This is a genomic window from Sulfitobacter delicatus, from assembly GCF_900102535.1.
GTDB lineage: Bacteria > Pseudomonadota > Alphaproteobacteria > Rhodobacterales > Rhodobacteraceae > Sulfitobacter > Sulfitobacter delicatus.
Genome location: NZ_FNBP01000006.1, coordinates 106,135 through 130,929, shown reverse-complemented (window position 1 = coordinate 130,929; position 24,795 = coordinate 106,135). Strand labels below are relative to the sequence as shown.

Sequence of the window (24,795 nt, the reverse complement as noted above, 5' to 3'; positions counted from 1 at the left end):
GCCCGCCAGCAAAGCAGCGGGCGCCCGGGTTGGTATCAGGTCTTATTCGACCGGCGTGATCGCGTAGGTACGGGTTTCCTGATCAACACGCGGTGTCATGTCGATCTTGTCCGCATTCGCGGCCCAAACGGTCTGCAAGATCACCGTGGGGATCAAAGCGCGGTCTTCCATCGCGATGAAGGAGGCCTGCTCATAAAGCTTCTTGCGCGCTTCGGGCTCAAGGGTCTGTGAACCTTCGCCGAAGACTTTGTCGAACTCGGGGTTGGAATAGCCCGAGCGGTTGAAGTTGCCAAAGCCCTTCTCGGCGTCCTTGGTATGGGTCAGCGCGCCATAGGTATAGGCCGCCTCACCCGTCAGGGTGCCCCATGCGGACATGGTCATGGTGTATTCTTCGCGCGCCGCGGCGGGGAAGAAGACGGTGCCGTTGAGCGCTTGGGCATTCACTTTCAGCCCCAGACGCGACCACATTTGCGCCAGTGCCTCGCAGACCACGGCATCGCCGGGCACGCGGTTGTTGGTGCAGGTGAAATCAATCTCGAAACCGTCCGGGTAGCCCGCTTCGGCCAGCAATTCCTTGGCCTGCTCGATGTCATATTCGCGCTTGCCAAGTTCCGGGCTGTAGCCAAAGAAACCTTCGGGCATCAGCTGGTTGGCGGGCGTGCCGAGACCTTCGAGCACCACATTGACCAGCACGTCGCGGTTGATCGCCAGATCCAGCGCCTTGCGTACGCGCAGGTCTTGCAGCGGGTTGCCGTCGACCTCTTCGCCGTTGACCTTAATCGGCTGCGGTTCTTCGTCCTTCACCGAGGGTGCGATGTTCAGGATATAGACCGAGTCGGACACAAAGGTGTCGATCTCGCCGTCGTTCTTCATCGCCAGATAGTCCGAGGCAGGCACATAGTTGATCAGGTCAACTTCGCCCGAGCGCAGAGCCGCGACGCGCGAGGTGTCTTCGGGGATCTCGCGGCGCGTGACGTTTTCCCAAGCGGTCTCACCGCCCCAGTAATCGTCATTGCGCTTCAGGACCAAATCGCCTTTGGGCTGCCAAGACACGAAAGTGTAAGGCCCGGTGCCGATGGCTTTTTCGCCGGAGTTGAACTCTTCGTTGCCCGCTTCCATGCCGGTTTCGGAGGGAACGACGAACAGACGGGTAAAGTCATTGGGCAGCGAGGGCGCCATGCCCTTGGTCTTCACGCGCAGGGTGTAGTCATCCACCACTTCGACGCTGTCGACGTACTTAGTATAAAGTGTCATCGGCATCGGACCGGTCACTTCCGGGATGCGGTCAATCGAGAACTTCGCATCTTCGGCGGTGAAGGGCGTGCCATCGTGGAAGGTCACGCCTTCGCGCATCTTGAATTCCCAAGTGGTGTCGTCGATCGCCTCCCAGCTTGTCGCAAGGCCGGGCTTCAACTGCAGCTTTTCATCGACATCCACGAGCGTATCAAAAACGTGACGCAGTGCTTCGGCCTGAGAGCCTAGAGTTGACCAATGCGGGTCAATCGAATCCGGACCGGCGCGCAGGCCGACGACCAGATCGGCCGCCATAACCGCCGGAGCGGCAGCCATCAGCGCCAGCGCCGCTACGGCTGATTTCAGGGTAAGTTTAGTCATTGGTCAAAACCTCCATGTGTTATATCTTACAGTTACACTAGACAGCGTTTATTATGACGGTCAATACAGAAATGTAACAATAATGCGCGCAATACGCGCTTATAGCAGCGATATAACCTTGTCGCGTGCTGGAAATTCGGGCAGTGTTATAGTTATGAGTGACAAACAAGAAATATTCGAACGGGCCATGGCTCGAATCGTACAGGCGATGGACCGCAAGTCCTCCGTCTCGCTTTCGGTGCAATTGAGGGGTGCTCTAGAGTTCGGGATCGCCTCGGGCGAATTGCCTTCTGACGCCCGCCTGCCTTCGGTGCGCGCGCTCGCCGCGCGGCTGAAGATCTCGCCCGTGACGGTCAGCAATGTCTATGCCGCTTTGCAGACCTCAGGGCTGGTCGACGGACGCGTGGGCTCGGGCACATTTGTAAGCGGCAACGGCGACCGCACGAACGACGGACGTTTCCGTCAGTTGGACCAGCAAATCTCTGAACTGCTCTGTCTTGCGAAATCCTGCGGGGTCAGCGCATCGGAACTCGCGGTGCGCATCTCGATGGCCAGCACGGCTCCGCCTCGCCCCGTCCGGATCCTTATGGTGGGCAACTTCACCGACGCCACCCACGCCTACGCGGATGAACTGCGCGAGCATCTGCCGGAAGGGGACGAGATCGACGCAGCCGTCCTCGAAGAAATCGCCGACAACCCACCCAAGAATATCGATTTGGTCATTGCGCCCAAAACGCTCCTCGCCAAAGCCCGGGAGATCCTCCCCGGCGTGGAAGTCATCGGCCTCACACTGATCCCAAATGAAGCCACCCGCGTGGCGCTGGCGTCGATCCCGCCTGACGCCAAAACTTTGGCTTACTCCTACTTCCCCGGTTTCGTCACCATTATGAAAGCAGGCATCCTGCGGTTCGCACCGCATGTGACGCAGCTGACAATGAAGGTACGCGACGAAGACGGCCTTTCCGCGGCCATGCGCGACGCAGATGTCGTTATCTACGCAACTGGGGCGGACTATCTGCGCCGCGCGCTGCGTGCAGAGCAAACCGCATTCGAATACCGCCACACCCCCGACATTCACGCCATTCGCACCGAAATCCTGCCTGCCATCGAACGATGCCGGGCCACCACCAAATCTACAAAGGCCACCGCAGAATGAAGATATCTGAAAGCAACTGGTTCGAGATCGAAGAGTACCTCAAAACCGATGACCGCTGCGTGCTACCGCTCGGCAGCACCGAACAGCATGCTTATCTAAGCCTTTCGGTCGATTCCATTCTGTCCGAGAAAGTCGCCGCCGATGCCGCTGCCCCGCTCGGCGTGCCTGTATTTCCAGCGGTTGCTTACGGCCTCACACCCTATTTCATGGGGTTCCCCGGCTCGGTGTCGCTGAAACTCAGCACCTATGCGGCGCTCCTGCGCGACATCCTCGACAGTCTCTATGCCACCGGCTTCCGCCGCGTGCTGATCGTCAACGGCCATGGCGGTAACAGCCCGGTTCAGCCGGTGACCATGGAGTGGATGGAAGCCAACGAAGGTGCCCGCTGCCGCTTCCACGACTGGTGGCGCGCGCCCGAGACGTGGAACTGTGTGCAGGAGATCGATCCTGTTGCGAGCCATGCTTCCTGGATGGAGAACTTTCCCTGGACCCGCCTGCCCGGCCGTGAACTGCCGGATGAGCAAAAGCCCTTTGTGCCCTTCGACAAACTCCGCGATCGGAATGCCGCAGGTGTGCGCGAACTGATTGGTGATGGCAACTATGGCGGGGTCTATCAAAAGCTAGACGCCGATACGGACCGCCTTTGGGAGATCGCCGTGCGCGAGACCCGCGGACAGTTGGAGGGTGACTGGGCATGAGCGACACACCCATTCTGATCTGGGGCGCCGGGGCCATCGGCGGCATTCTCGGCGCCTACTTCGCACGCGCCGGCCATGCCGTTCATATGGTCGATGTTGTCGAGGAGCACGTTGAGGCCATGCGCACCACCGGTTTGCGTATCGAAGGCCCGGTGGAGGAGTTCACTCAGGTCTTGCCAGCCAGCACACCGGGCGAACTGACCGGACAATACGAGCGAATCTATCTCTGCGTGAAAGCGCATCACACCGCTGCTGCGTTGGAAATGCTCGTCCCGCATCTGGCCCCCGGGGGTTACGTTGTCTCGGCCCAGAATGGGCTGAATGAAAAAGTCATAGCTGCACGGATCGGCGCGGAAAACACGGTGGGCTGTTTCGTCAACTATGGGGCGGATTGGCTTGAGGCGGGGCGCATCCTCTTCGGCAATCGCGCGGCCGTGGCCGTGGGCGAGTTGGACGGCAGCATGAGCGACCGCGTCGCCGAAGTTCACGCACTGCTAAAGCTGGTCGAGCCGGATGCTGTAGCAACCGATAATATCTGGGGCTATCTCTGGGGCAAAATGGGCTATGGCTCCCTGCTCTTCTGCACCGCTCTCACGCCCGACAGCATGTCCGACGCCATGGCCCGCCCTGAACACCGCGCCGCTTATAGGGCACTTGGGCATGAGGTGATGACCCTCGCAGCGCATGAAGGTGTCACACCGCTGGGGTTCAACGGCTTCGATCCCGCAGCCTTCCTCGCGAATGACACCGCCGCGATTGATGTGGCGATGGACAAAATGGTCGCGCATAACCGCGAAACGGCCAAAACCCACTCCGGCATCTGGCGCGATCTTGCAGTGCGCAAACGCAAAACCGAGGTCGATGCGCAGATCGGGGTCATGGTTGATTTGGGCCGCGCGGCGGGTATACCCGTGCCGACCTTGGCCCGGATGGTCGACCTTATTCATGACATCGAAGACGGCAAGCGCGAACAATCTGCCGACCTCGTCAACCTGTTGTTACCCGCATGAAGATTGATCTGACAGGTAAAGTCTTTGCCGTCACCGGTGCCGCTCAAGGCATTGGTGCAGCGATCCTAGCTGAACTGCGCGGCGCAGGTGCTACCGTGGCGGCGATGGACATCGACGCTGCCGGGCTCGCCCCGCTCGAGGCAGAAGGCATCACGCTACATCAGGGCGATTTGGGCGACCGGGCGCAAACTTTGGCCCTTTGTCGCGAGATCACTGAACATCATGGCCGTATTGATGGGTTGGTGACTTCGGCAGGTGGCGTTCGTGGCCAGGTGGGCCACAGGCTGGAAGAGGTTAGTGAAGCCGACTGGCATGCGATCTTTCAGGCCAACGTCGATGCTGCCATGTGGTGCGCCCAAGGTTTCGCTCCGGCGATGAAACAAGCGGGCGGCGGGCGGATCGTGACGATCTCCTCCGGCGCAGGACTGCGGCCCAGCCTTACGGGCATCCAAGCCTATGCAGCCGCGAAACACGCGCTCGTCGGTCTCACCAAACAGCTGGCGCTGGAACTTGGGCCGCAGGGGATTACCGTCAATTCCGTGGCCCCCGGGTTCGTTCTGTCGAACCCTTCGACCGAAAAGCAATGGGACGCCTTTGGCCGCGAGCGACAGAAACAGATCATCGGCGGCATCCACATGCGCCGCCTTGGCCGCGCACAGGACCTTGCGGACGCTGTCACCTTCCTCTGTTCCGACCGCGCGGGCTGGATCACGGGGCAAATTCTATCCGTCGATGGAGGACACGCATGAGCGAGCCGCATGAATGGGACGAAGAGCATTGGCGCGGGTTGGTCGAACAGGTGCGCGCAGGGCAGAACCTGCTGCCCAAAACATGGCCCGGCGGCGCGCGCTGCGCGGTGGCGCTGAGCTTCGACAGTGACCATGAAACCAATGAGTTGCGCGACGGCGGCGAGAGCATCGCTCGCCTCGGCTGGGGTGAATATGGCGCGCGCCGGGGCAATCCGCGCATCCGCAAGGTGCTTGACCGACATGGAGTAAAGGCCAGCTTCTTCGTGCCCGCCGTCTCGGCCCTGCTGCACCCCGAAGAACAGCGCAGTCTGGCCGAAGAAGGCCATGAGATCGGGTTGCACGGCTGGATTCACGAGCGCAACACCCAAGTCGATGGCGCAACCGAGCGCGAGTTGATGCTGCGCGCCTCTGATACGCTGGAAAAGATCACCGGCACCCGCCCCGTTGGCATGCGTACCCCATCTTGGGACTACAGCCCCAGCACCCTGTCGATCGCACGCGAGATGGGCCTTTTATACGACAGTTCGCTCTTCTCGGACGACGACCCTTACGAGATTGTCGAGAAGGGCGAGCCGACCGGGATCGTCGAACTGCCAGTGGAATGGATCCGCGACGACGCGGTCTATTTCATGATGAACCGTTTTGGCGCGCAGCGGCCCTATACGCCGCCCGCCGACGTGCTCGACATTTTCCGCCGCGAGTTCGACGGCGCTTACGACGAAGGCGGGCTGTTTCTGCTAACCATGCACCCGCATGTCACCGGCTACCGCTCGCGCATCTTCATTCTCGATGAGTTGATCGACCACATCAAATCCAAAGGCGACTGCTGGATCGCTACCCATGCCGAAATCGCGGCTTATTGCGCCGAGCACGCCGGACTGAAAGGACCAAAATGACCTATTCCCTTGCTATCCACGGCGGTGCCGGGACCATTTTGAAAGTGAATATGACACCCGAGAAAGAGGCCGCCTATCACGCGGGCCTCGCCCGTGCGCTTGAGGCCGGCGAGGCCGTACTGCGCGACGGGGGCAGCGCCATGGATGCGGTGACTGCATCGGTTTGCGCCTTGGAGGATGAGCCGCTGTTTAACGCGGGGCGTGGCGCAGTCTATACCTCTGAGGGCAAACAAGAAATGGACGCCGCCGTGATGGACGGCAAAGACCGGCGCGCAGGATCGGTTGCGGGTGTTTTCGGCCCCAAGAACCCCGTGAAACTGGCCCGCGCCGTGATGGAGCGCACAGAGCATGTGACGCTCATTGGCCCTAACGCGCTGGAGATCGCACGCCAAGCCAACCTTCCTTTTGGAGACAAAGATTACTTCTTCACCCAATCCCGCTGGGATGCACTTCAGGAAACGCTGGAGATGCGCGCGCGTGGCGAAGTGTCGGACGATCCGGCGCGGCGCCATGGGACTGTGGGCGCAGTTGCGCGCGACAGGGAAGGCAATATCGCCGCTGCGACCTCGACCGGCGGAATGACGGCCAAAGCACCGGGCCGCGTGGGCGACACGCCCATGATCGGCGCTGGCACTTTTGCAGATAATGAAACCTGCGCTGTCTCCGGTACCGGACATGGCGAGATTTTCATCCGCTGGAATGCGGTGGGCGAAATCGCGGCGCGGATGCGCCATGCGGGTGAAGACCTCGGCACCGCTGCCGACCATGTGGTGATGCAAGATTTGGCAAACAACGACGGCTCGGGCGGGATCATTGCGGTGGATGCCGCAGGAAATATTGCGATGCCCTTTAACTCTCAGGGCATGTATCGCGGGATGGTGCACGAAGGCTCGGACCCTGAAACGAGCATTTACTAACCGTATCTCTCGCGCGGCGGCACCCTGTCGCCGCGCGGGCACAGCTGCCGCGCACCGGCGGCGCAGATCATCTAAATCTTGACATTCTGGCCCCTCCCTTCGATTGACGTGCAAACGAGCTTGACGGGAAGAGGGGACAAGGTGCGTTTATTAGCAGCAATTGCCAGAGCGATCTGCGCGGTGAATATCGTCATCGGCAACATATTCGCATGGCTGTCACTCGGCATTGTCCTCGTCTGTTTCACCGTCGTCGTACAGCGCTATGTGTTCGCGATTAGCTTCGTCTGGATGCAGGACCTCTATATCTGGTTGAACGGCGCGATGTTCACCGCCGTTGCCGGGTTCGCACTGTTGCGGGACGACCATGTACGGGTCGACATCTTCTACCGCCCCGCCACCATGGCCCGCCGTGCGTTGGTGGATTTGATCGGCGTTCTGGTCTTCTTGCTGCCGTTCTGCTGGATCGTCTACGCCTATTCGATGCCCTTCGTGCAACGCGCTTGGGGATATAGCGAAGCCTCGGCCAACGTGGGCGGCATGCCGGGGCTCTTTATCCTCAAGGCTTTCATCATCGGCTTTGCTTTCCTGCTGGCCATTCAGGGGATCGCCTGGATCATCCGCTCCATTCTGGTGCTGAGCGGCAACGCCGAGCTTGTGCCCAAATCCATCCAATACAGCCGGGATCAAATCGCCGCTGACCATCCGCAGGGAGCCGTTTGATGGACCCGATTTTCATTGGCGAGATGCTCGCCGCGCTCATGTTCTTTGGCGTGATCGGCTTTTTGCTGCTGGGCTTTCCGGTGGCCTTTACGTTGGCTGGTGTGTCGCTCTTGTTTGCTGCCGTAGGCAGGGGGTTCGGGGTATTTGACCCGTCGAACTTTGGCTCTCTGCCCAACCGCTATATCGGGTTTATGACCAACGAAGTCTTGGTCGCCGTGCCGCTGTTCATTTTCATGGGGGTGATGCTGGAACGCAGCCAGATTGCCGAGCAGTTGTTGCTGACCATGGGCAAACTCTTTGGCAATATGCGCGGCGGTTTGGGCATTTCGGTGGTGCTGGTCGGCGCGATGCTGGCGGCCTCAACGGGTGTGGTGGGCGCGACGGTTGTGACCATGGGTTTGATCTCGCTGCCCGCGATGCTGCGGGCGGGCTATGATCCGAAGCTCGCCACCGGTGTGATCTGTGCGAGCGGCACATTGGGGCAGATCATTCCGCCTTCCACCGTTTTGATTTTCATGGGCGACATGCTCGCGGGGATCAACTCGCAGGTGCAGATGGCCAAGGGCAACTTTGCCCCCTCGCCCGTCTCGGTTGGGGACCTCTTTGCCGGGGCGCTGCTGCCGGGCATCCTGCTGGTCTCGCTCTATCTGGGCTATGTGCTTTTCAAAGCCGCCACCGCGCCTGCCTCTTGCCCCGCCACGCCGGTGCCTGCGGATGAAAAAGGCGCGCTGTTGCGGGACTTCTTTGTCGCGCTGGTGCCGCCGCTTTTGCTGATCCTCGCGGTGCTGGGCTCGATCCTGGGCGGCATTGCCACTCCGACCGAAGCGGCATCGGTTGGTGCCGTGGGCGCGATGGTGCTGGCGACGCTGCGCTGGCGGCTTTCCTTCCGCATTCTGCGCGAGACGATGATTGCGACGGCGACGATCACCAGCATGGTCTTTATCATTCTGCTGGGCGCTTCGGTCTTCTCCATCGTGTTCCGCATGATGGGCGGCGACAATCTGGTGCATGAGTTCCTCAGCAACCTACCCGGCGGCCCCTTGGCGGCGGTGGCGGTGGTGATGATCATCATGTTCTTCCTTGGGTTCATCCTCGACACATTCGAGATCATCTTCATCGTGATCCCGATCACGGCGCCGGTGCTCTTGATGCTGGACATTGATCCGATCTGGCTCGGGGTGCTGGTGGGGGTGAACTTGCAGACCTCGTTCCTCACGCCGCCCTTTGGCTTTGCGCTCTTCTATCTGCGCGGGGTGGCACCAGCGGACCTGCCGACGAGTGCGATCTACAAAGGCATCCTGCCGTTTGTGCTGTTGCAGGTGGTGGCGATTGCGATCTTGTTCGCTTTCCCGCAGATCGTGACCTGGTTGCCTAAGGTGATTTCGGGCTAAGGCCGTTTCAGACGAAGCGCTAAGGGTATTGCCCTCCCTGGGGGGCGATCCGCAGGTTTGAAAGTAGCTGCCCCGGTGCATCAAACGCTGACCGATACGGCTGGTGCGACGTCGCAAAATCGCCCTCCGGGGGGAGGGAGGGCGATGCCCGTGGTGCCCACGGGCGGGACCAGAATTTAGACCCCTGCTCTCATAGAATAAGGCCCGGTGTCTCCACCGGGCCTTTCCACATCACTTACCGCAAAGCTTAGTACTTCAAGAACTTCTGACGCGCCTGAACATAGGGGCTGTCGATGTTCTCGGTCCGCGTGCGGACAAGGTTCAGCGCTTCGACAAAGCTGTCGGCTGTCTTCTTGACCAGTGGATCATCGCTCGCACGCAGCTCCTCAACCACTTCGACCGAGGCCTTGGCACCGGCTTCCATAATATCGTCGGGGAAGTTGCGCACGGTCACGCCATGCTCATCAACCAGCGTCTTCAGCGCGCGCGGGTCGTTGGCATAGAAGTCCGCAGCAACCTGATCGTATTCCGCTTGGCTCACATCGCGGATGATCGCCTGCAGGTTCTCGGGCAGCTCTTGGTACTTCTTCTTATCGACGACAAGCTCGGTCGCCAGACCCGACTCCACGAAGGACGGCATGTAGTAGTTCTTGGCAACCTGATGGAAGCCGAGCGCCAGATCGTTGTAGGGGCCGACAAACTCAGCCGCATCAAGCGTGCCGGACTGCAGCGCTTGGAAGATCTCGCCCGCCGCCATGTTGGTCACGGTCGCGCCAAGCTTCTCCCACACACGGCCACCAAGGCCCGGCGTCCGGAAGCGCACACCTTTGACGTCATCGAGGCTTTTAAGCTCATCGCGGAACCAACCGCCGGTCTGCGTGCCGGTATTGCCCGAGAGGAAACCCTGAACGCCGAACTGGTCGTAAATCTCGTCCCAGATTTCCTGACCGCCCATGTAGCGCATCCAAGCTGTCAGCTCGGGCGTGGTCATGCCGTAAGGCACGCCGGTAAAGAACGACAGCGCCGGCGATTTGTTCTGCCAGTAGTAGGCAGCACCATGGCTCATCTCAGCAGTGCCGTCGATCACGGCGTCCAGCGACTGCAGCGGCGGGACCATTTCGCCTGCCGAGAACACCTGAATCGTCAGCTCGCCACCCGAGGCGGCGGTGATGCGATCAGCCAAACGCTGCGCGCCGACACCGAGGCCGGGGAAGTTCTTGGGCCATGTAGTAACCATGCGCCAAGTGATGTTGCCCTGCGCGATGGCGGGCGCCGCGAGTGTCGTAGCGGCAGCACCTGCCCCCATCACACCAGCTTTGCGAATAAACGAACGACGATCCATGATTTCCTCCCAATCGGAATAATTGATAAGCATCCCCGACCCTTGGCCGGACAGCCCTGTGCAGCAGATAATCGTCGCCCGTTGAAAATGTCCATGCCCCTCGCGCAATCAGCCGTTCTCCGGCTAGACAAGTCCGGCCCGCCCCGCATACGTAGTGCTACGTAAAGCTGTTGTATAACTGGACTTTCGGCTTGTTTCCGACAGAAACGCGAATATGGTGCCAGCTGCCAGGGAGGGCTCTGAACTTGCTAAAACTCATTGACCGGATGAATGAATTCGTCGGGCGCGTGGTGTCGGTTGTGGCCGTCATTTTCGCCGCGATCATCATCTATGACGTGTTCATGCGCTACGCGCTGAATGATCCGACCCGCTGGGCCTTTGATGTGACGAAACAGCTCTACGGCTTCTACTTCGTCATGCTGGGCGGCTACGCCCTGCGCCACCAAGCGCATGTGCGGGTTGACCTGATCACAGAAACGCTGGGCCACCATGCACGCCGCTGGGTCGAAGCCGCAGGCTATGTGATCTTCTTCTTCCCCTTTGCCTGGGTCTTTACCACCCGCTCATACGAATTCGCCATGCGCTCCTATGCTCAGGGCGAGACGACCTACGGCTCCGTCCAACTGCCGGTCTATCCGCTGAAAATGGCGATGGCCCTCGCCGCCGGGCTGCTGCTACTGCAGGGCGTGTCGGAATTTCTGAAACTCGTACTTAACCGTCAGGAAATCCCCCGTGACGCCTGAACTCATAGCTCTCACCATGTTTGGCCTGCTTTTGCTGGGCCTCTTCATGGGCCACCCGCTGGCCTTTGTCCTTGGCGGCACCGCCGTTCTTGGTGCTGTTATCGCCGGCAAACCGATGGTGCTTGGCATCGTCATCAACCGCATCTTTGGCGATGTGCTGGATAACTTCACCCTGATCGCGATCCCGCTCTTCATCCTGATGGCGAGGTTCCTGTCTGATTCGGGCGTAACCGATAAGATGTTCGAATCGCTCCGCCTGTTGATGTCGAACGTGCGCGGCGGTCTGGCGCTGGCGGTGGTGTTCATCTCCATCCTGCTCGCGGCCACCACCGGCATCATCGGCGCTTCGATCACCGTGATGGGCGTTATGGCCCTGCGTCCGATGCTCCAATACGGCTATAGCCCGACCCTGACCACAGGCGTCATCGCGGCGTCTGGTTGTCTCGGCATCCTGATCCCGCCGTCCATCATGCTGATCCTTATGGCCTCCTATTCGCCGCTGTCCGTGGGCGAGCTCTTTGCCGGTGCCATGGTGCCCGGTGTGGTCCTGGGCTTGCTCTATGCCGTCTGGGTTTTCCTTGTCGCAGTCGTGCGCCCAGATATGGCTCCCGCTGTCGAGCCTGACGAGAAGATCAGCAAACCGGCCCTGGTACGTATGCTGTTGATCGAAGCAGTGCCACCGCTGGTCCTGATCCTTGGCATCCTCGGCTCCCTGCTCGCCGGTATCGCGACAGCGACCGAAGCTTCGGCCATTGGTGCGGCGCTGGCGCTAGTAATCGTGGTCATGCGCGGCAAATTCAACTGGGCGAGCTTCTATGGCGCTATGCTCGAAACCGGCCGGACCTCGGCCATGATCCTCTTCATCGTCGTCGGTGCCACCGCCTTTACCGGGGTGTTCAACATCACCGGCGGCTTGCGCGCGACGCAAGAGATTATCCGCAACCTCGATATGGCGCCTTGGCTGTTGATCGCGATGATGATGTTCATCGTGTTTATCCTCGGTGCCTTCCTCGACTGGACCGGCATCGTGCTGCTGTCCTTCCCGATCTTCCTGCCGATCGTGCAGGAGATGGACGTGAGCCTTCTGTGGTTCGTCGTTCTGATGTCGGTGGTTCTGCAGACGTCCTTCTTAACGCCGCCCTTTGGATATGCGCTGTTCTACCTGCGCGCCATTGCGCCGCGCGAGGTCAAGACGTCGCATATCATCGTCGGTGTGCTGCCCTTCATCGGGTTGATCCTGATGATGTGTGTGGCCATCGCCCTGTTCCCACAGCTGGTCACCTGGCTGCCGGAAACGCTCTACACCAAGTAAACCAACGGAGGAGTATAATAATGAAAATGAAATCAACCCTTGCCGGTCTGGCACTCTGCGCGGGCTTTGCCACGCAGGCCGCCGCCCAGGAAAACTGGACCATGACCACTACATGGCCGACCTCGCTGGAACTCATCGAGATGGACAAGCACTTTGTCGATCTGGCCAACAAGCTGACCGGTGACGACCTGACCATCGAATTCTTCGAAGGCGGCTCGCTCGTGCCCGCGGGCGAAGTTTTTGGCGCTGTTGAATCCAACACCGTGCAAGCTGGCGCGGACTGGCCCGGTTACTGGGCTGGCCGCAACTCCGCCTTCTCGCCGCTGGCGACCACGGCGAGCCTTTTCAACGCGGTCGACTACGTCAACTGGATCGAACAGTGGGGCGGCAAAGAGCTCTATAACGAGATCTATGGCAAGTTCGGCATGGTCTATCTGCCCTACGGCGTGACCAACAACGAATCCGGTTTCCGCACCAACGAGCAGATCGTCACGCTGGAAGACCTCAAGGGCAAGCGTCTGCGTTTGTCGGGTCTTGAGCAGGGTCGTCTGCTTGAGAAACTGGGCGGCTCTCAGGTCTCCATGGCCGGTGGTGAAATCTACCAGTCGCTGGAACGTGGCGTCATCGACGGTGCTGAGTTCTCGACCCCCAACGTCGACTTCTCGGGCGGTTTCCAGCAGGTCACCAAATATTGGGCGACACCCGGCTGGCACCAGTCGGCGTCGATCTTCGGTGTGATGATCAACAAAGGCGCATGGGATGCGCTGTCGGATGAGACTCGCGAAGCGCTGGAAATTGCAGCACAGGCCAACTTGGTCTGGTCGCTGTCCTTCACCGAAAAGCGCGCGACCGAAGCCTACCAGCAGTTCATCGACGCGGGTATCGAGATCAACCGCTATGATGACGAGACCCTCGCCAAGGTTCAGGAGATGGCGAACGAAACCATCGAAGAAACCGCTTGCGAGAACCCCGATTCCGCGAAGGTTTACCTGAGCCAGCTGGAGTATCTGGCGGACTACGCCAAATGGCGTGACGCGTCGGCTCCCTTTAACCTGGGCCGCACACCGAACGGTCCGGACATCGAGAAAATCCGCGCCTGCGCGGAGTGATTTAAGCCTTAGGGTTTGAACGGAAAGGCCCGCCATTTGGCGGGCCTTTTTGCGTTTCCATCGTGTGAGAGGGCCATCGCCTACCCGGGGGACGGGCAGGCGATGGCCCGGCGCCTACGGCTTGATTCCGGGCCTGTCTATCCCTCGACCCGTTTAAGAAACTTCTGCAACCGCGCATCCTTCGGCGAACCAAAAATCTCCGACGGTGCCCCGTTTTCCACGATTTTCCCACCATCCATAAAGATCACCCGATCCGCAATCTCGCGCGCGAACTGCATCTCATGGGTCACGATCAACATCGTCTGCTTCCGCTCCGCCACCGCCCGCATCAGGTCGAGCACTTCGCCCACCCATTCCGGGTCCAGCGCCGAGGTTGGCTCATCAAACAGCATCAGTTCCGCCTCGAGCGCCATGGCCCGACCAATCCCAACCCGCTGCTGCTGCCCCCCCGAAAGCGCCGCCGGATAACTATCAGCCTTGTCCGCCAACCCGGTCTCCGCCAGGACCGCCAAAGCCCGCTCCCCTGCCTCGGCCTTCGAGCGCTTCTGCACCGTCACCAGCGCTTCCATGATATTCTGCTTCGCCGTTTTATTGGCAAAGAGCGCATAGTTCTGAAACACCATCGCCGTGCGCCGCCGCAGCGCCAAGACATCCGCCTTGCCCGCCTTCGCAGCGTCCACGGTCACATCTCCAATCGTGATCCGCCCTGCCTGCGGCACATCCAGAAAGTTCAGACAGCGCAGCAACGTCGACTTGCCCGTCCCCGACGGCCCGATCACCACGACCCGCTCGCCATCCGCGATCTGCAGGTCGATATTGTTCAACACCGGGCCGCCGCCGAAATGTTTGGTCAAGCCAGAGATATCAATCATCGCACAAACGCCTTGTTCAAATGGGTCTCAAGCCGCTTCTGGCCCTGGCTCAATACTTCGACAATCACCCAATACATGACGGCCACGACCAAGAAGGCCTCGAAATAAAGAAAGCTCCCCGCCGCCTCTTTCTGCGCCGCGCCCATCATCTCGGTCACGCCGAGGGTAAAGGCTAGCGAGGTGCCTTTGATCATGTCGATAAAATAGTTCACCAGAGTCGGCGCTGCGATACGGGCGGCTTGCGGCAGAATGATTCGCCACATCATCTGGCCTTGGGTCATGCCAATCGACTGCGCGGCCTCCCACTGGCTGCGGTCCACCCCCATGATCGCGGCGCGGATGCTCTCGGCCATATAGGCTGAGAAATGCAGTGTTAGCCCCATGATCGCCGCCGTGACTCCGTCGATCTGGGTGAGGAAAGACAGCACCTGCGGCAGACCGAAGTAGAACAAGAACAGTTGCACCAGCAGCGGCGTGCCGCGGAAAAAGCTGATGAAAAGCACGACAAACCAGTCAAGGACCGGGATCTTGGCAACCCGCTCTACCGCCAAGAGCGAAGCGAGGATCAGCGCAAAGCCCATCCCTGCCACCGCCATGAAAAGCGTCAGTGGCACATAGCCCAAAATCACGGGCACCAGCCCCAGCATATAGTCGAGGTCCAGTGCCCGCATGAAAGCTTACTCCGCAGCCGTGATGTCAGTGCCGAACCATTTGTCCGAAATCTCGGCCAAGGTCCCGTCTTCGCGCAGAGTGGTCAGCGCGGCATCAACCGTGTCACGCAGCGCGCGGCCTTCGTCGGTGTCTTGGAACGGCAGTGCGTTGCGGATTTCCGAGAAGGGCTTGCCCGCGAGTTGCAGCGGCAGCGGGCTTTCCTTGATTAGTTGCGCCGAAGAAACGCGGTCCATCACAAAGGCATCGACCCGGCCAAGCGCGGTATCCTGGGCGATGTTCGACTCGTAAGTCTTGATCTCAATCTCATCGGCATAGTCGAGCTCGTTCAAAAGCTGCTCAAAGTTCGAGCCAAGGTTCACCGCCACGGTCTTGCCGCGCAGGTCTTCGACGCTGCCGACTTCTTCGTTGCCCTGTTTCGTCACCACCTGCGCGCCGTCAAAGACGTAGGGCGCGGTGAAGACAAACTTTGCCTCGCGCTCAGGCGTGATGGTGATCTGGTTGGCGATCGTGTCGATCCGGCCAGCGTCGAGTGCGCCGATGAGGCCGGAAAAGGCCATGGTTTCGAATTCGACTTCAAGACCGGTCTCTTCGCCGACGGCATTCATCACGTCGACTTCAAAGCCCTGCAACTCGTCCTGTTTGACAAAGGTGAACGGGAAATAGCCGCCCGACATGCCGACACGCAGCGTGTCGCTGTCTTGGGCGAAAGCCGCAGTGCCGGAAACTGCGGCGAGGGCGGCGACGGTGACGATCTGTTTTAGCATTGAATTCACTCCTTTACGCTTGAGCTTCAAATGTCACCGGGACGGGGCCGCTTCAACACCAGCTGTAAATGAGGAACGTTTGTCGGGCGCGGAAGGTTCAGATGGAACACCCAGGTATTGGCCACGCATCTAGGTAGAAAACCGTCCTGCCATCAGCCCAGAAGCAGAATACTATTCTCGCCAGCCGGCCTCCAAACCGGCCACGCGGAACGGATATGCGCTTTTTGCATGGCAGGAAGGACGTTCAAACACCTTCGATATCCAGCCCTTCAGCCGCCCAGGCAGCCAGCTTGCGGTCCACCGTCTTGCGCGAAACGCCCAAACGCCGCGCGGCCTCAGCCCGGTTGCCGCTGCACAGATCGAGGATGTGCAGCATGTGGCGTTGCGTGACCAATTCGAGGTCTTCGATCGCCCGCGGTCCATCTACCGCGCCATGGCCTGCAAAGGCTTCGGGCAGACTGCCCAAGATCACCGACCGTTCGATCAGGTTCCGGAGCTCGCGAACATTTCCCGGCCAATCGTAGCGCCGCAGCTTCAGCAAGGTTTCCGCATCCAACCGCAGTGACGGCATGCCAAGCGCGGTGGAAAACTGCTTCATAAACATCGCGGCGAGTTCAACAATATCTTCCGAGCGGTCCTTCAACGGCGGCATCGCCACCTCGACCACATTCATCCGGTGATACAGATCGGCGCGGAACCGGCCTTCTTCCACCGCTTTGGGCAAGTCAGCGTTAGTGGCAAAGAGCAGGCGCAGGTTTAACGGGATCTCCCGCTCTGCCCCCTCGGGCCGGATGCGCTGGTCTTCCAATACACGCAATAGCGCGGCCTGAAGCGCCTCCGGCATCTGCGCGACTTCGTCGAGAAACAGTGTCCCCCCATCCGCGAGCAGGAATAGCCCCGGCTGGAGCGTCTCGTTTCCCTCCACCGCGCCAAAGAGTTCGGGCACGACGCGGTCCGATGTGATCGCCGCGCAGTTTACCGCGACGAATGGTTTGTCCGCCCTGTCTGACATCTGATGCAACTGACGTGCGGCGAGTTCCTTGCCCGTCCCGCTCGGCCCGGTAAAGAGCACCGGCGTCGGCACGGGCGCGAGCCGGTTCAACATGCCACGGACCTTGGCCAATGCTTCGGACTTTCCCAACATCTGCACCGCCGTGCCCGCGTGTAATTCCCTACGCAGGAGTGTATTGTCGCGGCGCAGATTCTTGCGGTCGAGGGTGCGGGAGACGGCTCCGAGAATTTGGTTCGCGCGAAACGGCTTCAGAACAAAATCACTCACCCCGGCGCGCAATGCGGCGATGGCGGTTTCCAAATCGGCATAGGCAGTAATCAGAACGGTATCCGCGTAGAACCCTTTGCGGCGCTGTTCCGCGATCCACTCCAACCCCGTCTTACCCGGCATGATATTGTCGAGCACGACGACATCGAAATGCGCCTCGTCCAAAAGCGTGGTGGCCTCCGCCGGAGAGGCTGCCTGCGCCACGCGTTTGACGCGCGGCTCCAATATCTTTGTCAGGAAATGCCGCATGCCCGGTTCGTCGTCGATCACAAGGACCGACGCGCCCTCGAGCGTGCCGCCATATTCGTCGCGCGCCATGCTTTGCCTTTTCGGTCTCAGTCCACCCGGACGTTTTTACCCGAATAGACCTCTTGCGAGGAAAAGCCTATCTCATGCAGCCCGTAATAGGCCACAACGCCGATCACAGCGACGGCGACAAACCCTGCGAGCATGGACTTCATTGCGCGTATCCTTTGTTCAACACACCGGCGCCCGTCATTCCGCAGGCGTCCGGCGTTTGTCTTGTTTGACCTCTTCGAGCCAGAGAGAGTGGTGCTGCTCGGCCCAACGCTCATCAACCTCGCCATTGCCCATCGCGTCAAAGGCGCCTTCCATGCCGAGCGTGCCGATATAGATATGCCCAAGGATCACCGCCATCATCACGAAGCCAATGATCGCATGCCACAGTTGAGCATATTGCATTTCGGCATGGGGCGTCAGATCGGATTGCAGCGGGCCAAAGCCAGCTGCCTCTGCCATGCCAATGTCGTTGATGATGCCAAAGGTATGGCCAAAGAGCTGGATTTCGAAGGGGAACAGCAATGACAGGCCCGACAGCGACACGGAAAAGCCGAGCAGGATCACCGCCCAGAAAACGATCTTCTGTCCGAAGTTGAACTTCTTGGCGGGCGGGTGCTTGTCGCCGATGAAACCGCCGCCCTGCTTGATCCAGACCCAGTCGGTTCTGTTCGGAATATTGTGCCAAATCCACATGACGAAAACCATGACCAGCGCGATCATAAAGGCCCAGGAAACGTTGTTGTGGATGAACTTCGATCCCGTGAGCAGCACAGAGTTGAACTCATGACCCAAGAGCGGGATTACCACCTTGCGGCCAAAGAGCGTGGCAAGCCCAGTCAGCGCCAGCAGAATAAAAGACCCCGCCAACATCCAATGGGCAAAGCGCTCAATCGCCTTGAACCGCGTAACAGTGCGCCCGATCTTGCCGCCTTCAATACGAATGCGTCCGCGCAGCAAGAAGAACAACGCCAGCAGCGCGATGGTCCCCAACAGCAGCCAGATGCCATAGGTCGCCAGCGGCCCTTTGCGGAATTCCTGCCACCAAATGCCGTTGTCTTGAACGAGCACGCGGCCCGTTTTGTTCATCGTGCTGACCTTTACCGGCAGCTCATTATAACGAATGCCGCGCCAGAGGTCCGGGTCCGAGCGCCCGCCGAGCGGGCCAAGCGCCGGCACCGTGGCTGCATCACCGCCCAGGTTGTTGCGCCGAAAGCCGTCGTCGATCTCGGCCCCGTTCTGGCGGCGCTCGATATCTGCAAGGTTCTGTGCCCCGCCAGTGCTGGCACGGTCAACGGCGGCAGGCGTTGAATTCTCAGGCAGGCGCACGTCCTGCGCCGTGGCGCCCATCGGCAGGGCAACCAGCGCGAGAATGAAAAGAGCCATCAGGTGGCGCAGCATGGGTAATCCCCCGGCTAAACAAATGTCGTGAAACGGGCGGCCCATATAGGGCCGCCCCGAGAGCCGTTACTGGCCCTTTCGCTCATATGCCGTGCCCCAGCCCCAAGCGCCGGAGCCGAAGCCGCGCGCGACGACGCGCTCGCGGTAGATGTCGGACACCATGTCGCCATCCCCGGCCAGCAGCGCCTTGGTCGAACACATCTCGGCGCAGATCGGCAATTTGCCTTCCGCGATCCGGTTGCGGCCGTACTTTTGGAACTCCGCCTGGCTGTGGTTCTCTTCGGGACCACCGGCACAGAAGGTGCATTTGTCCATCTTGCCGCGGCTGCCGAAGTTGCCGGCCTGCGGGTACTGCGGCGCGCCGAAGGGGCAGGCGTAGAAGCAGTAGCCGCAACCGATGCAGAGGTCTTTGGAGTGCAGCACGATGCCGTCGTCTGTTTGGTAGAAACAATCCACCGGGCAGACCGCCATACAGGGCGCATCCGAGCAGTGCATGCAGGCGACCGAGATCGAGCGTTCGCCCGGCTGGCCGTCCTGAATGGTCACCACGCGGCGGCGGTTGATGCCCCAAGGTACTTCGTGTTCGTTCTTACAAGCCGTTACACATGCGTTGCATTCAATGCAGCGCTCGGCATCGCAGAGAAACTTTGCTCTTGCCATTCTCTTGTCTCCTTACGCTGGCATAATCTTGCAGAGAGTACATTTTGTCTCCTGCATTTGCGTGACTGAATCGTAGCCGTAGGTCTGAACCGTGTTGGTGCTTTCGCCCAGTACGATCGGGTCGGCCCCGTCGGGGTATTTGTCCCGCAGGCTGACGCCGCCGAGATGACCGCCGAAGTGGAAAGGCATGAAGGCCACACCCTCGCCCACCCGTTCGGTGACCATGGCCATGACCTTGATCTTGCCGCCCTCCGGGCCTTCGACCCAGACGTCGGACCCGTCGCGCACACCAAGGTTGTTGGCGTCACGGGTGTTGATCTCGATGAACATGTTCTGCTGAAGCTCAGCCAACCAAGGGTTCGACCGGGTCTCGTCCCCGCCGCCCTCATATTCGACCAGACGGCCAGAGGTGAGGATGATCGGGAATTCCTCCGAGAAGTCGTTCTCCTGGATCGAGGCGTAAAGCGTCGGCACCCGCCAGAAGGTCTTGTCCTCGTAGGTCGGGTAATCCGCCACCAGATCGCGCCGGTTGGAATAGAGCGGCTCGCGGTGTTTTGGCACCGGGTCGGGGAAGGTCCAGACCACGGCGCGGGCCTTGGCGTTGCCGAAGGGCGCGCAGCCGTGTTTGATCGCGACCCGCTGGATGCCCCCCGAGAGGTCGGTCTTCCAGTTGATCCCACCGACCTGCTCGACGTAGTCGGATTCCAACTCGCCTTGCTGCGAGGTTTCGCCAACTTCTTCCTGACCATCGTCCGCATTCTCGGGCGCTTCATAGCCCGCGACCGCTTCGATGATGCCGCGCTCTTCGGCTGTCAGATCACCGTCCCAGCCCAGATCCATCAGCATCTGCATGGTGAACTCAGGATAGCCATCCTTGATCTCGGAGCCTTTGGAATAGACCCCTTCGGCCAGAAGGTTGTCGCCATCGCGCTCCACCCCAAAACGGGCGCGGAACGTCAGGCCGCCTTCTGCCACGGGCAGCGACATATCGTAAAGGTTCGCCGTGCCCGGATGCTTCATCTCGGCAGTGCCCCAGCAGGGCCATGGCATGCCGTAATAATCGCCATCCGCCGGGCCACCATTGGCGCGCAGGGTGGTTTTGTCGAAAGTATGCTGGTTCTGCATGTGCATCTTCATCCGCTCGGGGCTCTGCCCGGTATAGCCGATGGTCCACATGCCCTTGTTGAACTCGCGGGTCAAATCTTCGACCAGCGGCTCTTCCCCGTTCACTTCGATGTTGCGGAACATGCGATCTTCAAAGCCGAACTTCTTGGCGAACTTATAAAGGATCGTGTGGTCCGGCAGGCTCTCGAACAGCGGCTCGACAACCTTCTCGCGCCACTGCAGCGAGCGGTTCGAGGCGGTGACCGAGCCGGAGGTTTCGAACTGAGTACAGGCCGGCAGCAGATAGGTGTTGTCCGTGCGGTCATGCAAAACAGCCGAGACAGTCGGATAGGGGTCGACCACAACCAGCAGGTCGAGCTTCTCCATCGCCGTTTTCATCTCAAGCTGACGGGTCTGCGAGTTCGGCGCATGGCCCCAGAGCACCATCGCTTTGGTGTTGTCAGGCTGCTCGAGGTTCTCACGATCCTCAAGCACACCGTCGATCCAACGCGACACCGGAATACCGGTGAGGTTGATCATCTTCTGCTCTTCGCCCGCACCATCGGTCCAAGAGGCGAAACGGCTCTGGATCCACTCCAGATCCTCCCCCCAGACCCGCGCCCAATGCGCCCAAGACCCGTCGGACAGACCATAGTAGCCCGGCAGCGTGTCGGCCAAAACGCCAAGATCGGTCGCGCCCTGTACGTTGTCGTGGCCGCGGAAGATGTTGGTGCCGCCGCCCGCGGTGCCCATGTTGCCAAGGGCCAACTGCAAGATGCAGTAAGCGCGGGTGTTGTTGTTGCCGTTGGTGTGCTGCGTGCCACCCATGCACCAGATCACGGTGCCGGGGCGGTGGTTGGCCAGTGTGCGCGCAACGCGCTGAAGCTGCTCGCCCGGCACGCCGGTGACGCGCTCAACTTCGTCAGGGGTCCAGTTAGCGACTTCCTTGCGGATTTCGTCCATGCCCCAAACGCGTGTGCGGATAAATTCTTCGTCTTCCCAACCGTTCTCGAAGATGTGGTAAAGAAGCCCCCAAACCAGCGCCACGTCCGAGCCGGGACGGAAGCGCACATATTCGTCGGCATGGGCCGCGGTACGGGTGAAACGCGGATCACAGACGATCAGCGGCGCGTTGTTTTCCTCTTTCGCCTTCAGCACGTGCTGCAACGAAACAGGGTGCGCTTCGGCAGGGTTGCCGCCGATGATGAAGATCGCCTTGGATTTGTGGATGTCGTTGTAGCTGTTGGTCATGGCGCCGTAGCCCCATGTGTTCGCCACGCCCGCAACGGTGGTGGAGTGACAGATCCGCGCCTGGTGGTCGACGTTATTGGTGCCCCAATAGGCCGCGAACTTGCGGAACAGATAGGCCTGTTCGTTGGAGTGTTTCGCCGAGCCAAGCCAATAGACCGAATCCGGGCCAGAGGTGTCGCGGATCGACAGCATCTGATCGCCGATCTCGTTGATCGCCTGCTCCCAAGAAATCCGCTGCCACTCACCGCCGACTTTCTTCATCGGGTACTTCAGGCGGCGCTCACCATGGGCGTGCTCGCGGACCGAGGCGCCCTTGGCGCAATGCGCCCCGAGGTTGAAGGGGCTGTCCCAACCGGGTTCCTGACCCAGCCAAACACCGTCCGATACTTCGGCGATGACTGTACAGCCAACCGAGCAATGGGTGCAGACGGATTTCTTAACTTCCATCTTCCCGCTTACCGCAGCGGTCGCGGCGGAAGCCTGCTGTACGCTGCCCGCGGTCGCGGCAATCGCGCTCAGCCCGCCGATGGCAAGGCCCGAACCGCGCAGGAACGCACGGCGGTTGATGCCACTGCGCGCCACATCGGACATGATGCCTGCCCGCCCTGCGCTACGCGCGACCCCATTGGTCTTTTTCCTCAACATATCTTCACTCCCTATGTGCGGGGTTGGCCCCGCCTGAGATGCTATTGAACGGCGGGCACATGGCGCCCTGCCAAAGTTAAAGAGGCAGCGCCCCTTGGTATCTGATCAGAACCGCGCCGCGGCGTAATAGGCCCGCGTGTGTTCTGTGTCTTGAATACGGTCCGACGACAGATCGGGCGCTTTGGCGGCTTCGGCCTCTGTGCCCGTGGTGGCCACGGCGACGGCGGCCAAGGGCGCGGCGGTGCCTGCGAATTTCAGGAAATCGCGCCGGTCCTTGCGGACGGGCTGTTGTGCGGAACCCTCTGGCTTGCGTGTCATGTCGTCTCTCCTGTTACGTCTCTTGTTCATGGGCGCTACGGCCCGCTCGTCTTGATGTCTCAATCGTCTTTGCTCAGCCGAAAGGCCTCGGCCTCGATCTGCATAAAGGCGCGTCCAATCTTGCCCACCGGTGCATAGAAAACCGAGTTCTTGGCGCCTTCCAAATCGGTAAAGAAATGCGCGGCCCACGGGGCGATGTGACGGTTAAAGAAGGTCTTCTGCTGCGCCAGCGTTGCGGGGGTCGAGAACCGGCCCGCGATCATCGCGCCCATCATCTCCATCAGTGAGGCGATGTTGTCCTCCGGCTCAAAAACATTCGCCGCCCGCTCCAGCCCCCGCGCGACCATATCCTGTCGCAGCGCGGCCAACGGCTTCTCGTTCAAAAACCCGGTGAGGTAGTAGCTGGCATAGGGCAGCAGCTCGCCCCGGCCCAAGCCAATGAAGAGCCGGTTGAACTCGCTCTCGGCGCCCGACGGTTTGGTCTTACTCGCCAACTTCGACAGCGCGGCAAAACCCTGACCCAACTCACTGTCATCACCGGAAAGCGCTGCGCATTGGTCCAGCAACATCTGGTCCGGCGGCCCGGCAAGGATCAGACCCATGAAATTATAGAGATCCGCACGCAGGCGGTCTTCTTCGGGCAAGGTTGTCGCGGCCAATTGGGTCAAGCGCTCGTCCCTTCCATGTCTGATGCCGCATCAACGGCAAAGTGAAACCGCATGCGACGGTGCGTCGGCGCGGGCTGAAGGGCCTCTTCGACGTCGGTGCCCTCTTCAGCCTGCGGTTGATAGCTCACCGTTTCAATCTCTTCGACCTGCGGCGTTTCTGTCAACACCACGTCAGTCGTAGACGTCTCTTCCACCGGGTGAGACGCACCAGCTTCCAACACCTCTTCTACCTTAGCCACCATACCGCGGCCCACTTGATAGATGGTGTTCACCGGCTTCCCGGCTGTCGCCGCTGCAGTGTAATCGTCGTCGTAATCATTCAACCCGTCAAGACAGGCGAGCACAGGGTTGGTTTTCCAAAAGCTGCGCAAGGCGCGGGTCTTGAGCCGTTGAGGAAGCTGCGCTTTAAGGAAGGCACGCAGCTGTTCGCCGCTGACCAAATCCTCCGGCACGGGCAGGTCGAACTCAGCCAGCAACTCATCGTCACTGCGCTCGGCCAGAGCCGCTTCCTGCGCTTCAAGCGCACGTGCCTCGGCGACCTGCGCTTCGGCCTTGGCCTCCGCCACCACAGCAGCGCGGCGCTTTTGCCAGAAACCGCTCATGCCAGCCGCTTTCGTTTGAGCGTCGGGGAGGCATAGACATCCGCGGGCTTTTCAATACGCGGGTCACCAACGCCATCTTGCTTGCGATCCACGCGCAGCCGGTCGCGCCGCCGCTTTACGAACTCTTCCTCGTGGTGGAACTCTTCAACAAACTCGTGCACCCAAGCCAGCAGTCCCGGTGTCATCGCAACCTTCTCCACCACCTCTTCAGCACTGTCGCAATAGTCCTGCGCTTCATAAGGCGAGGCTGTGACGAGGGCGATCTCAAACGGCCGGTCTGTCTTGCCCGCAATCGGGCGCATCACGACATAGACGCAGGGCACGTCCGCGCCGAGCCCATGCACATAGGCTTCGGTCTCGGCCCCATGCAATTCGATCGGGAGGGTCGCTGCGTGATACTCGACAATATCACCATCCCGGCGCAGTTCACGCCAATCGGCAGCGCCCGCGCCCGGCAGCACAGAAGTCGCCTTCCAGCTCCACTTGGCCCAACGGGTCACCCCCGGCGCACGGCGCAGCACAACACCCACGGGCATCGTCCGGTACTTTTTTGGGTTGTGAATCAAGTGGCTCCTCCGTTGCCTAATCTTTCACCGCCTAACCGC

General features: G+C 60.4%; 25 protein-coding genes. 11 read left to right on the top strand and 14 right to left on the bottom strand.

All coding sequences use genetic code 11. The annotated features are described in order from the left end of the window. Window positions 1-42 precede the first annotated feature (42 nt). Entirely contained in the window at window positions 43-1,614 is a 1,572-nt protein-coding gene (locus tag BLS57_RS12075; RefSeq protein WP_093742619.1) for an ABC transporter substrate-binding protein, read from the bottom strand. Window positions 1,615-1,768: 154 nt separating this feature from the next. Between BLS57_RS12075 and BLS57_RS12070 the strand changes: the two genes are divergently transcribed. From BLS57_RS12070 to BLS57_RS12035, 8 genes are all read left to right on the top strand, one after another. Further along, on the top strand, window positions 1,769-2,770 hold the full coding sequence (locus BLS57_RS12070) for a GntR family transcriptional regulator (RefSeq protein ID WP_093742616.1): 1,002 nt from the start codon (window positions 1,769-1,771) through the stop codon (window positions 2,768-2,770). Beyond that, window positions 2,767-3,468, top strand: coding sequence for a creatininase family protein (locus tag BLS57_RS12065; RefSeq protein ID WP_093742614.1), 702 nt, complete (start codon window positions 2,767-2,769; stop codon window positions 3,466-3,468). Before BLS57_RS12070 ends, BLS57_RS12065 begins: the two co-directional genes overlap by 4 nt. Next, window positions 3,465-4,478 (top strand): ketopantoate reductase family protein, encoded by a 1,014-nt coding sequence (locus tag BLS57_RS12060; RefSeq protein WP_093742611.1) that lies wholly within the window; start codon window positions 3,465-3,467, stop codon window positions 4,476-4,478. Before BLS57_RS12065 ends, BLS57_RS12060 begins: the two co-directional genes overlap by 4 nt. Continuing rightward, window positions 4,475-5,227, top strand: a complete 753-nt coding sequence (locus BLS57_RS12055) for an SDR family NAD(P)-dependent oxidoreductase (RefSeq protein ID WP_093742609.1) — start codon at window positions 4,475-4,477, stop codon at window positions 5,225-5,227. The genes BLS57_RS12060 and BLS57_RS12055 overlap by 4 nt, the downstream gene beginning before the upstream one ends. Beyond that, window positions 5,224-6,123 (top strand): polysaccharide deacetylase family protein, encoded by a 900-nt coding sequence (locus tag BLS57_RS12050; protein WP_093742607.1) that lies wholly within the window; start codon window positions 5,224-5,226, stop codon window positions 6,121-6,123. Before BLS57_RS12055 ends, BLS57_RS12050 begins: the two co-directional genes overlap by 4 nt. Next, entirely contained in the window at window positions 6,120-7,040 is a 921-nt protein-coding gene (locus BLS57_RS12045; protein ID WP_093742605.1) for an isoaspartyl peptidase/L-asparaginase family protein, read from the top strand. The genes BLS57_RS12050 and BLS57_RS12045 overlap by 4 nt, the downstream gene beginning before the upstream one ends. Window positions 7,041-7,181: 141 nt before the next feature. Next, a complete protein-coding gene (locus BLS57_RS12040) occupies window positions 7,182-7,760 on the top strand; it encodes a TRAP transporter small permease subunit (RefSeq protein WP_093742602.1) in 579 nt (192 codons plus the stop codon). Next, on the top strand, window positions 7,760-9,151 hold the full coding sequence (locus tag BLS57_RS12035) for a TRAP transporter large permease (protein WP_093742600.1): 1,392 nt from the start codon (window positions 7,760-7,762) through the stop codon (window positions 9,149-9,151). The genes BLS57_RS12040 and BLS57_RS12035 overlap by 1 nt, the downstream gene beginning before the upstream one ends. Before the next feature lie 247 nt (window positions 9,152-9,398). Here the strand turns inward: BLS57_RS12035 and BLS57_RS12030 are convergent, their stop codons facing one another. Further along, a complete protein-coding gene (locus BLS57_RS12030) occupies window positions 9,399-10,493 on the bottom strand; it encodes a TRAP transporter substrate-binding protein (protein ID WP_093742777.1) in 1,095 nt (364 codons plus the stop codon). A gap of 266 nt (window positions 10,494-10,759) precedes the next feature. Here BLS57_RS12030 and BLS57_RS12025 point away from each other — a divergent pair, with 266 nt between their 5' ends. The 3 genes from BLS57_RS12025 to dctP are packed head-to-tail and all read left to right on the top strand — an operon-like array spanning window position 10,760 to window position 13,657. Continuing rightward, complete coding sequence (locus BLS57_RS12025) at window positions 10,760-11,236, top strand: TRAP transporter small permease subunit (protein WP_093742774.1); 477 nt, start codon at window positions 10,760-10,762, stop codon at window positions 11,234-11,236. Window positions 11,237-11,252: 16 nt separating this feature from the next. After that, a complete protein-coding gene (locus tag BLS57_RS12020; protein ID WP_093742771.1) occupies window positions 11,253-12,548 on the top strand; it encodes a TRAP transporter large permease in 1,296 nt (431 codons plus the stop codon). Window positions 12,549-12,568: 20 nt separating this feature from the next. After that, the gene (dctP, locus tag BLS57_RS12015; protein WP_093742597.1) at window positions 12,569-13,657 is read left to right on the top strand and encodes a TRAP transporter substrate-binding protein DctP; all 1,089 of its coding nucleotides are present in this window, start codon (window positions 12,569-12,571) and stop codon (window positions 13,655-13,657) included. A gap of 137 nt (window positions 13,658-13,794) precedes the next feature. On the opposite strand, the gene BLS57_RS12010 is transcribed toward dctP, so the two are convergent. From BLS57_RS12010 to BLS57_RS11960, 12 genes are all read right to left on the bottom strand, one after another. Next, a complete protein-coding gene (locus BLS57_RS12010; protein WP_093742595.1) occupies window positions 13,795-14,529 on the bottom strand; it encodes an amino acid ABC transporter ATP-binding protein in 735 nt (244 codons plus the stop codon). Next, on the bottom strand, window positions 14,526-15,200 hold the full coding sequence (locus BLS57_RS12005; RefSeq protein ID WP_093742594.1) for an amino acid ABC transporter permease: 675 nt from the start codon (window positions 15,198-15,200) through the stop codon (window positions 14,526-14,528). Before BLS57_RS12005 ends, BLS57_RS12010 begins: the two co-directional genes overlap by 4 nt. A 6-nt stretch (window positions 15,201-15,206) precedes the next feature. Then, window positions 15,207-15,965, bottom strand: coding sequence for an amino acid ABC transporter substrate-binding protein (locus tag BLS57_RS12000; RefSeq protein WP_093742591.1), 759 nt, complete (start codon window positions 15,963-15,965; stop codon window positions 15,207-15,209). Window positions 15,966-16,209: 244 nt separating this feature from the next. After that, a complete protein-coding gene (locus tag BLS57_RS11995; protein WP_093742589.1) occupies window positions 16,210-17,562 on the bottom strand; it encodes a sigma-54-dependent transcriptional regulator in 1,353 nt (450 codons plus the stop codon). A gap of 17 nt (window positions 17,563-17,579) precedes the next feature. Continuing rightward, window positions 17,580-17,705 carry a hypothetical protein gene (locus BLS57_RS20060; protein ID WP_279626455.1) on the bottom strand — a complete coding sequence of 42 codons (126 nt, stop codon included), beginning with the start codon at window positions 17,703-17,705 and terminating at the stop codon, window positions 17,580-17,582. A 34-nt stretch (window positions 17,706-17,739) separates the two neighbouring features. Further along, window positions 17,740-18,942 carry a formate dehydrogenase subunit gamma gene (locus tag BLS57_RS11990; protein WP_093742587.1) on the bottom strand — a complete coding sequence of 401 codons (1,203 nt, stop codon included), beginning with the start codon at window positions 18,940-18,942 and terminating at the stop codon, window positions 17,740-17,742. Window positions 18,943-19,008: 66 nt separating this feature from the next. Further along, on the bottom strand, window positions 19,009-19,602 hold the full coding sequence (gene fdh3B, locus BLS57_RS11985) for a formate dehydrogenase FDH3 subunit beta (protein ID WP_093742585.1): 594 nt from the start codon (window positions 19,600-19,602) through the stop codon (window positions 19,009-19,011). Window positions 19,603-19,614: 12 nt separating this feature from the next. Beyond that, window positions 19,615-22,602 (bottom strand): molybdopterin-dependent oxidoreductase, encoded by a 2,988-nt coding sequence (locus BLS57_RS11980; RefSeq protein ID WP_093742583.1) that lies wholly within the window; start codon window positions 22,600-22,602, stop codon window positions 19,615-19,617. A 105-nt stretch (window positions 22,603-22,707) separates the two neighbouring features. Beyond that, a complete protein-coding gene (locus BLS57_RS11975; protein WP_093742581.1) occupies window positions 22,708-22,920 on the bottom strand; it encodes a twin-arginine translocation pathway signal protein in 213 nt (70 codons plus the stop codon). Window positions 22,921-22,979: 59 nt separating this feature from the next. Continuing rightward, window positions 22,980-23,588, bottom strand: a complete 609-nt coding sequence (locus BLS57_RS11970; protein WP_093742579.1) for a TorD/DmsD family molecular chaperone — start codon at window positions 23,586-23,588, stop codon at window positions 22,980-22,982. Beyond that, on the bottom strand, window positions 23,585-24,190 hold the full coding sequence (locus BLS57_RS11965; protein WP_093742577.1) for a DUF3306 domain-containing protein: 606 nt from the start codon (window positions 24,188-24,190) through the stop codon (window positions 23,585-23,587). Before BLS57_RS11965 ends, BLS57_RS11970 begins: the two co-directional genes overlap by 4 nt. Continuing rightward, window positions 24,187-24,726: a DUF3305 domain-containing protein gene (locus BLS57_RS11960; protein WP_093742575.1), complete on the bottom strand. Its 540-nt coding sequence runs from the start codon at window positions 24,724-24,726 to the stop codon at window positions 24,187-24,189. The genes BLS57_RS11965 and BLS57_RS11960 overlap by 4 nt, the downstream gene beginning before the upstream one ends. Window positions 24,727-24,795 lie beyond the last annotated feature (69 nt).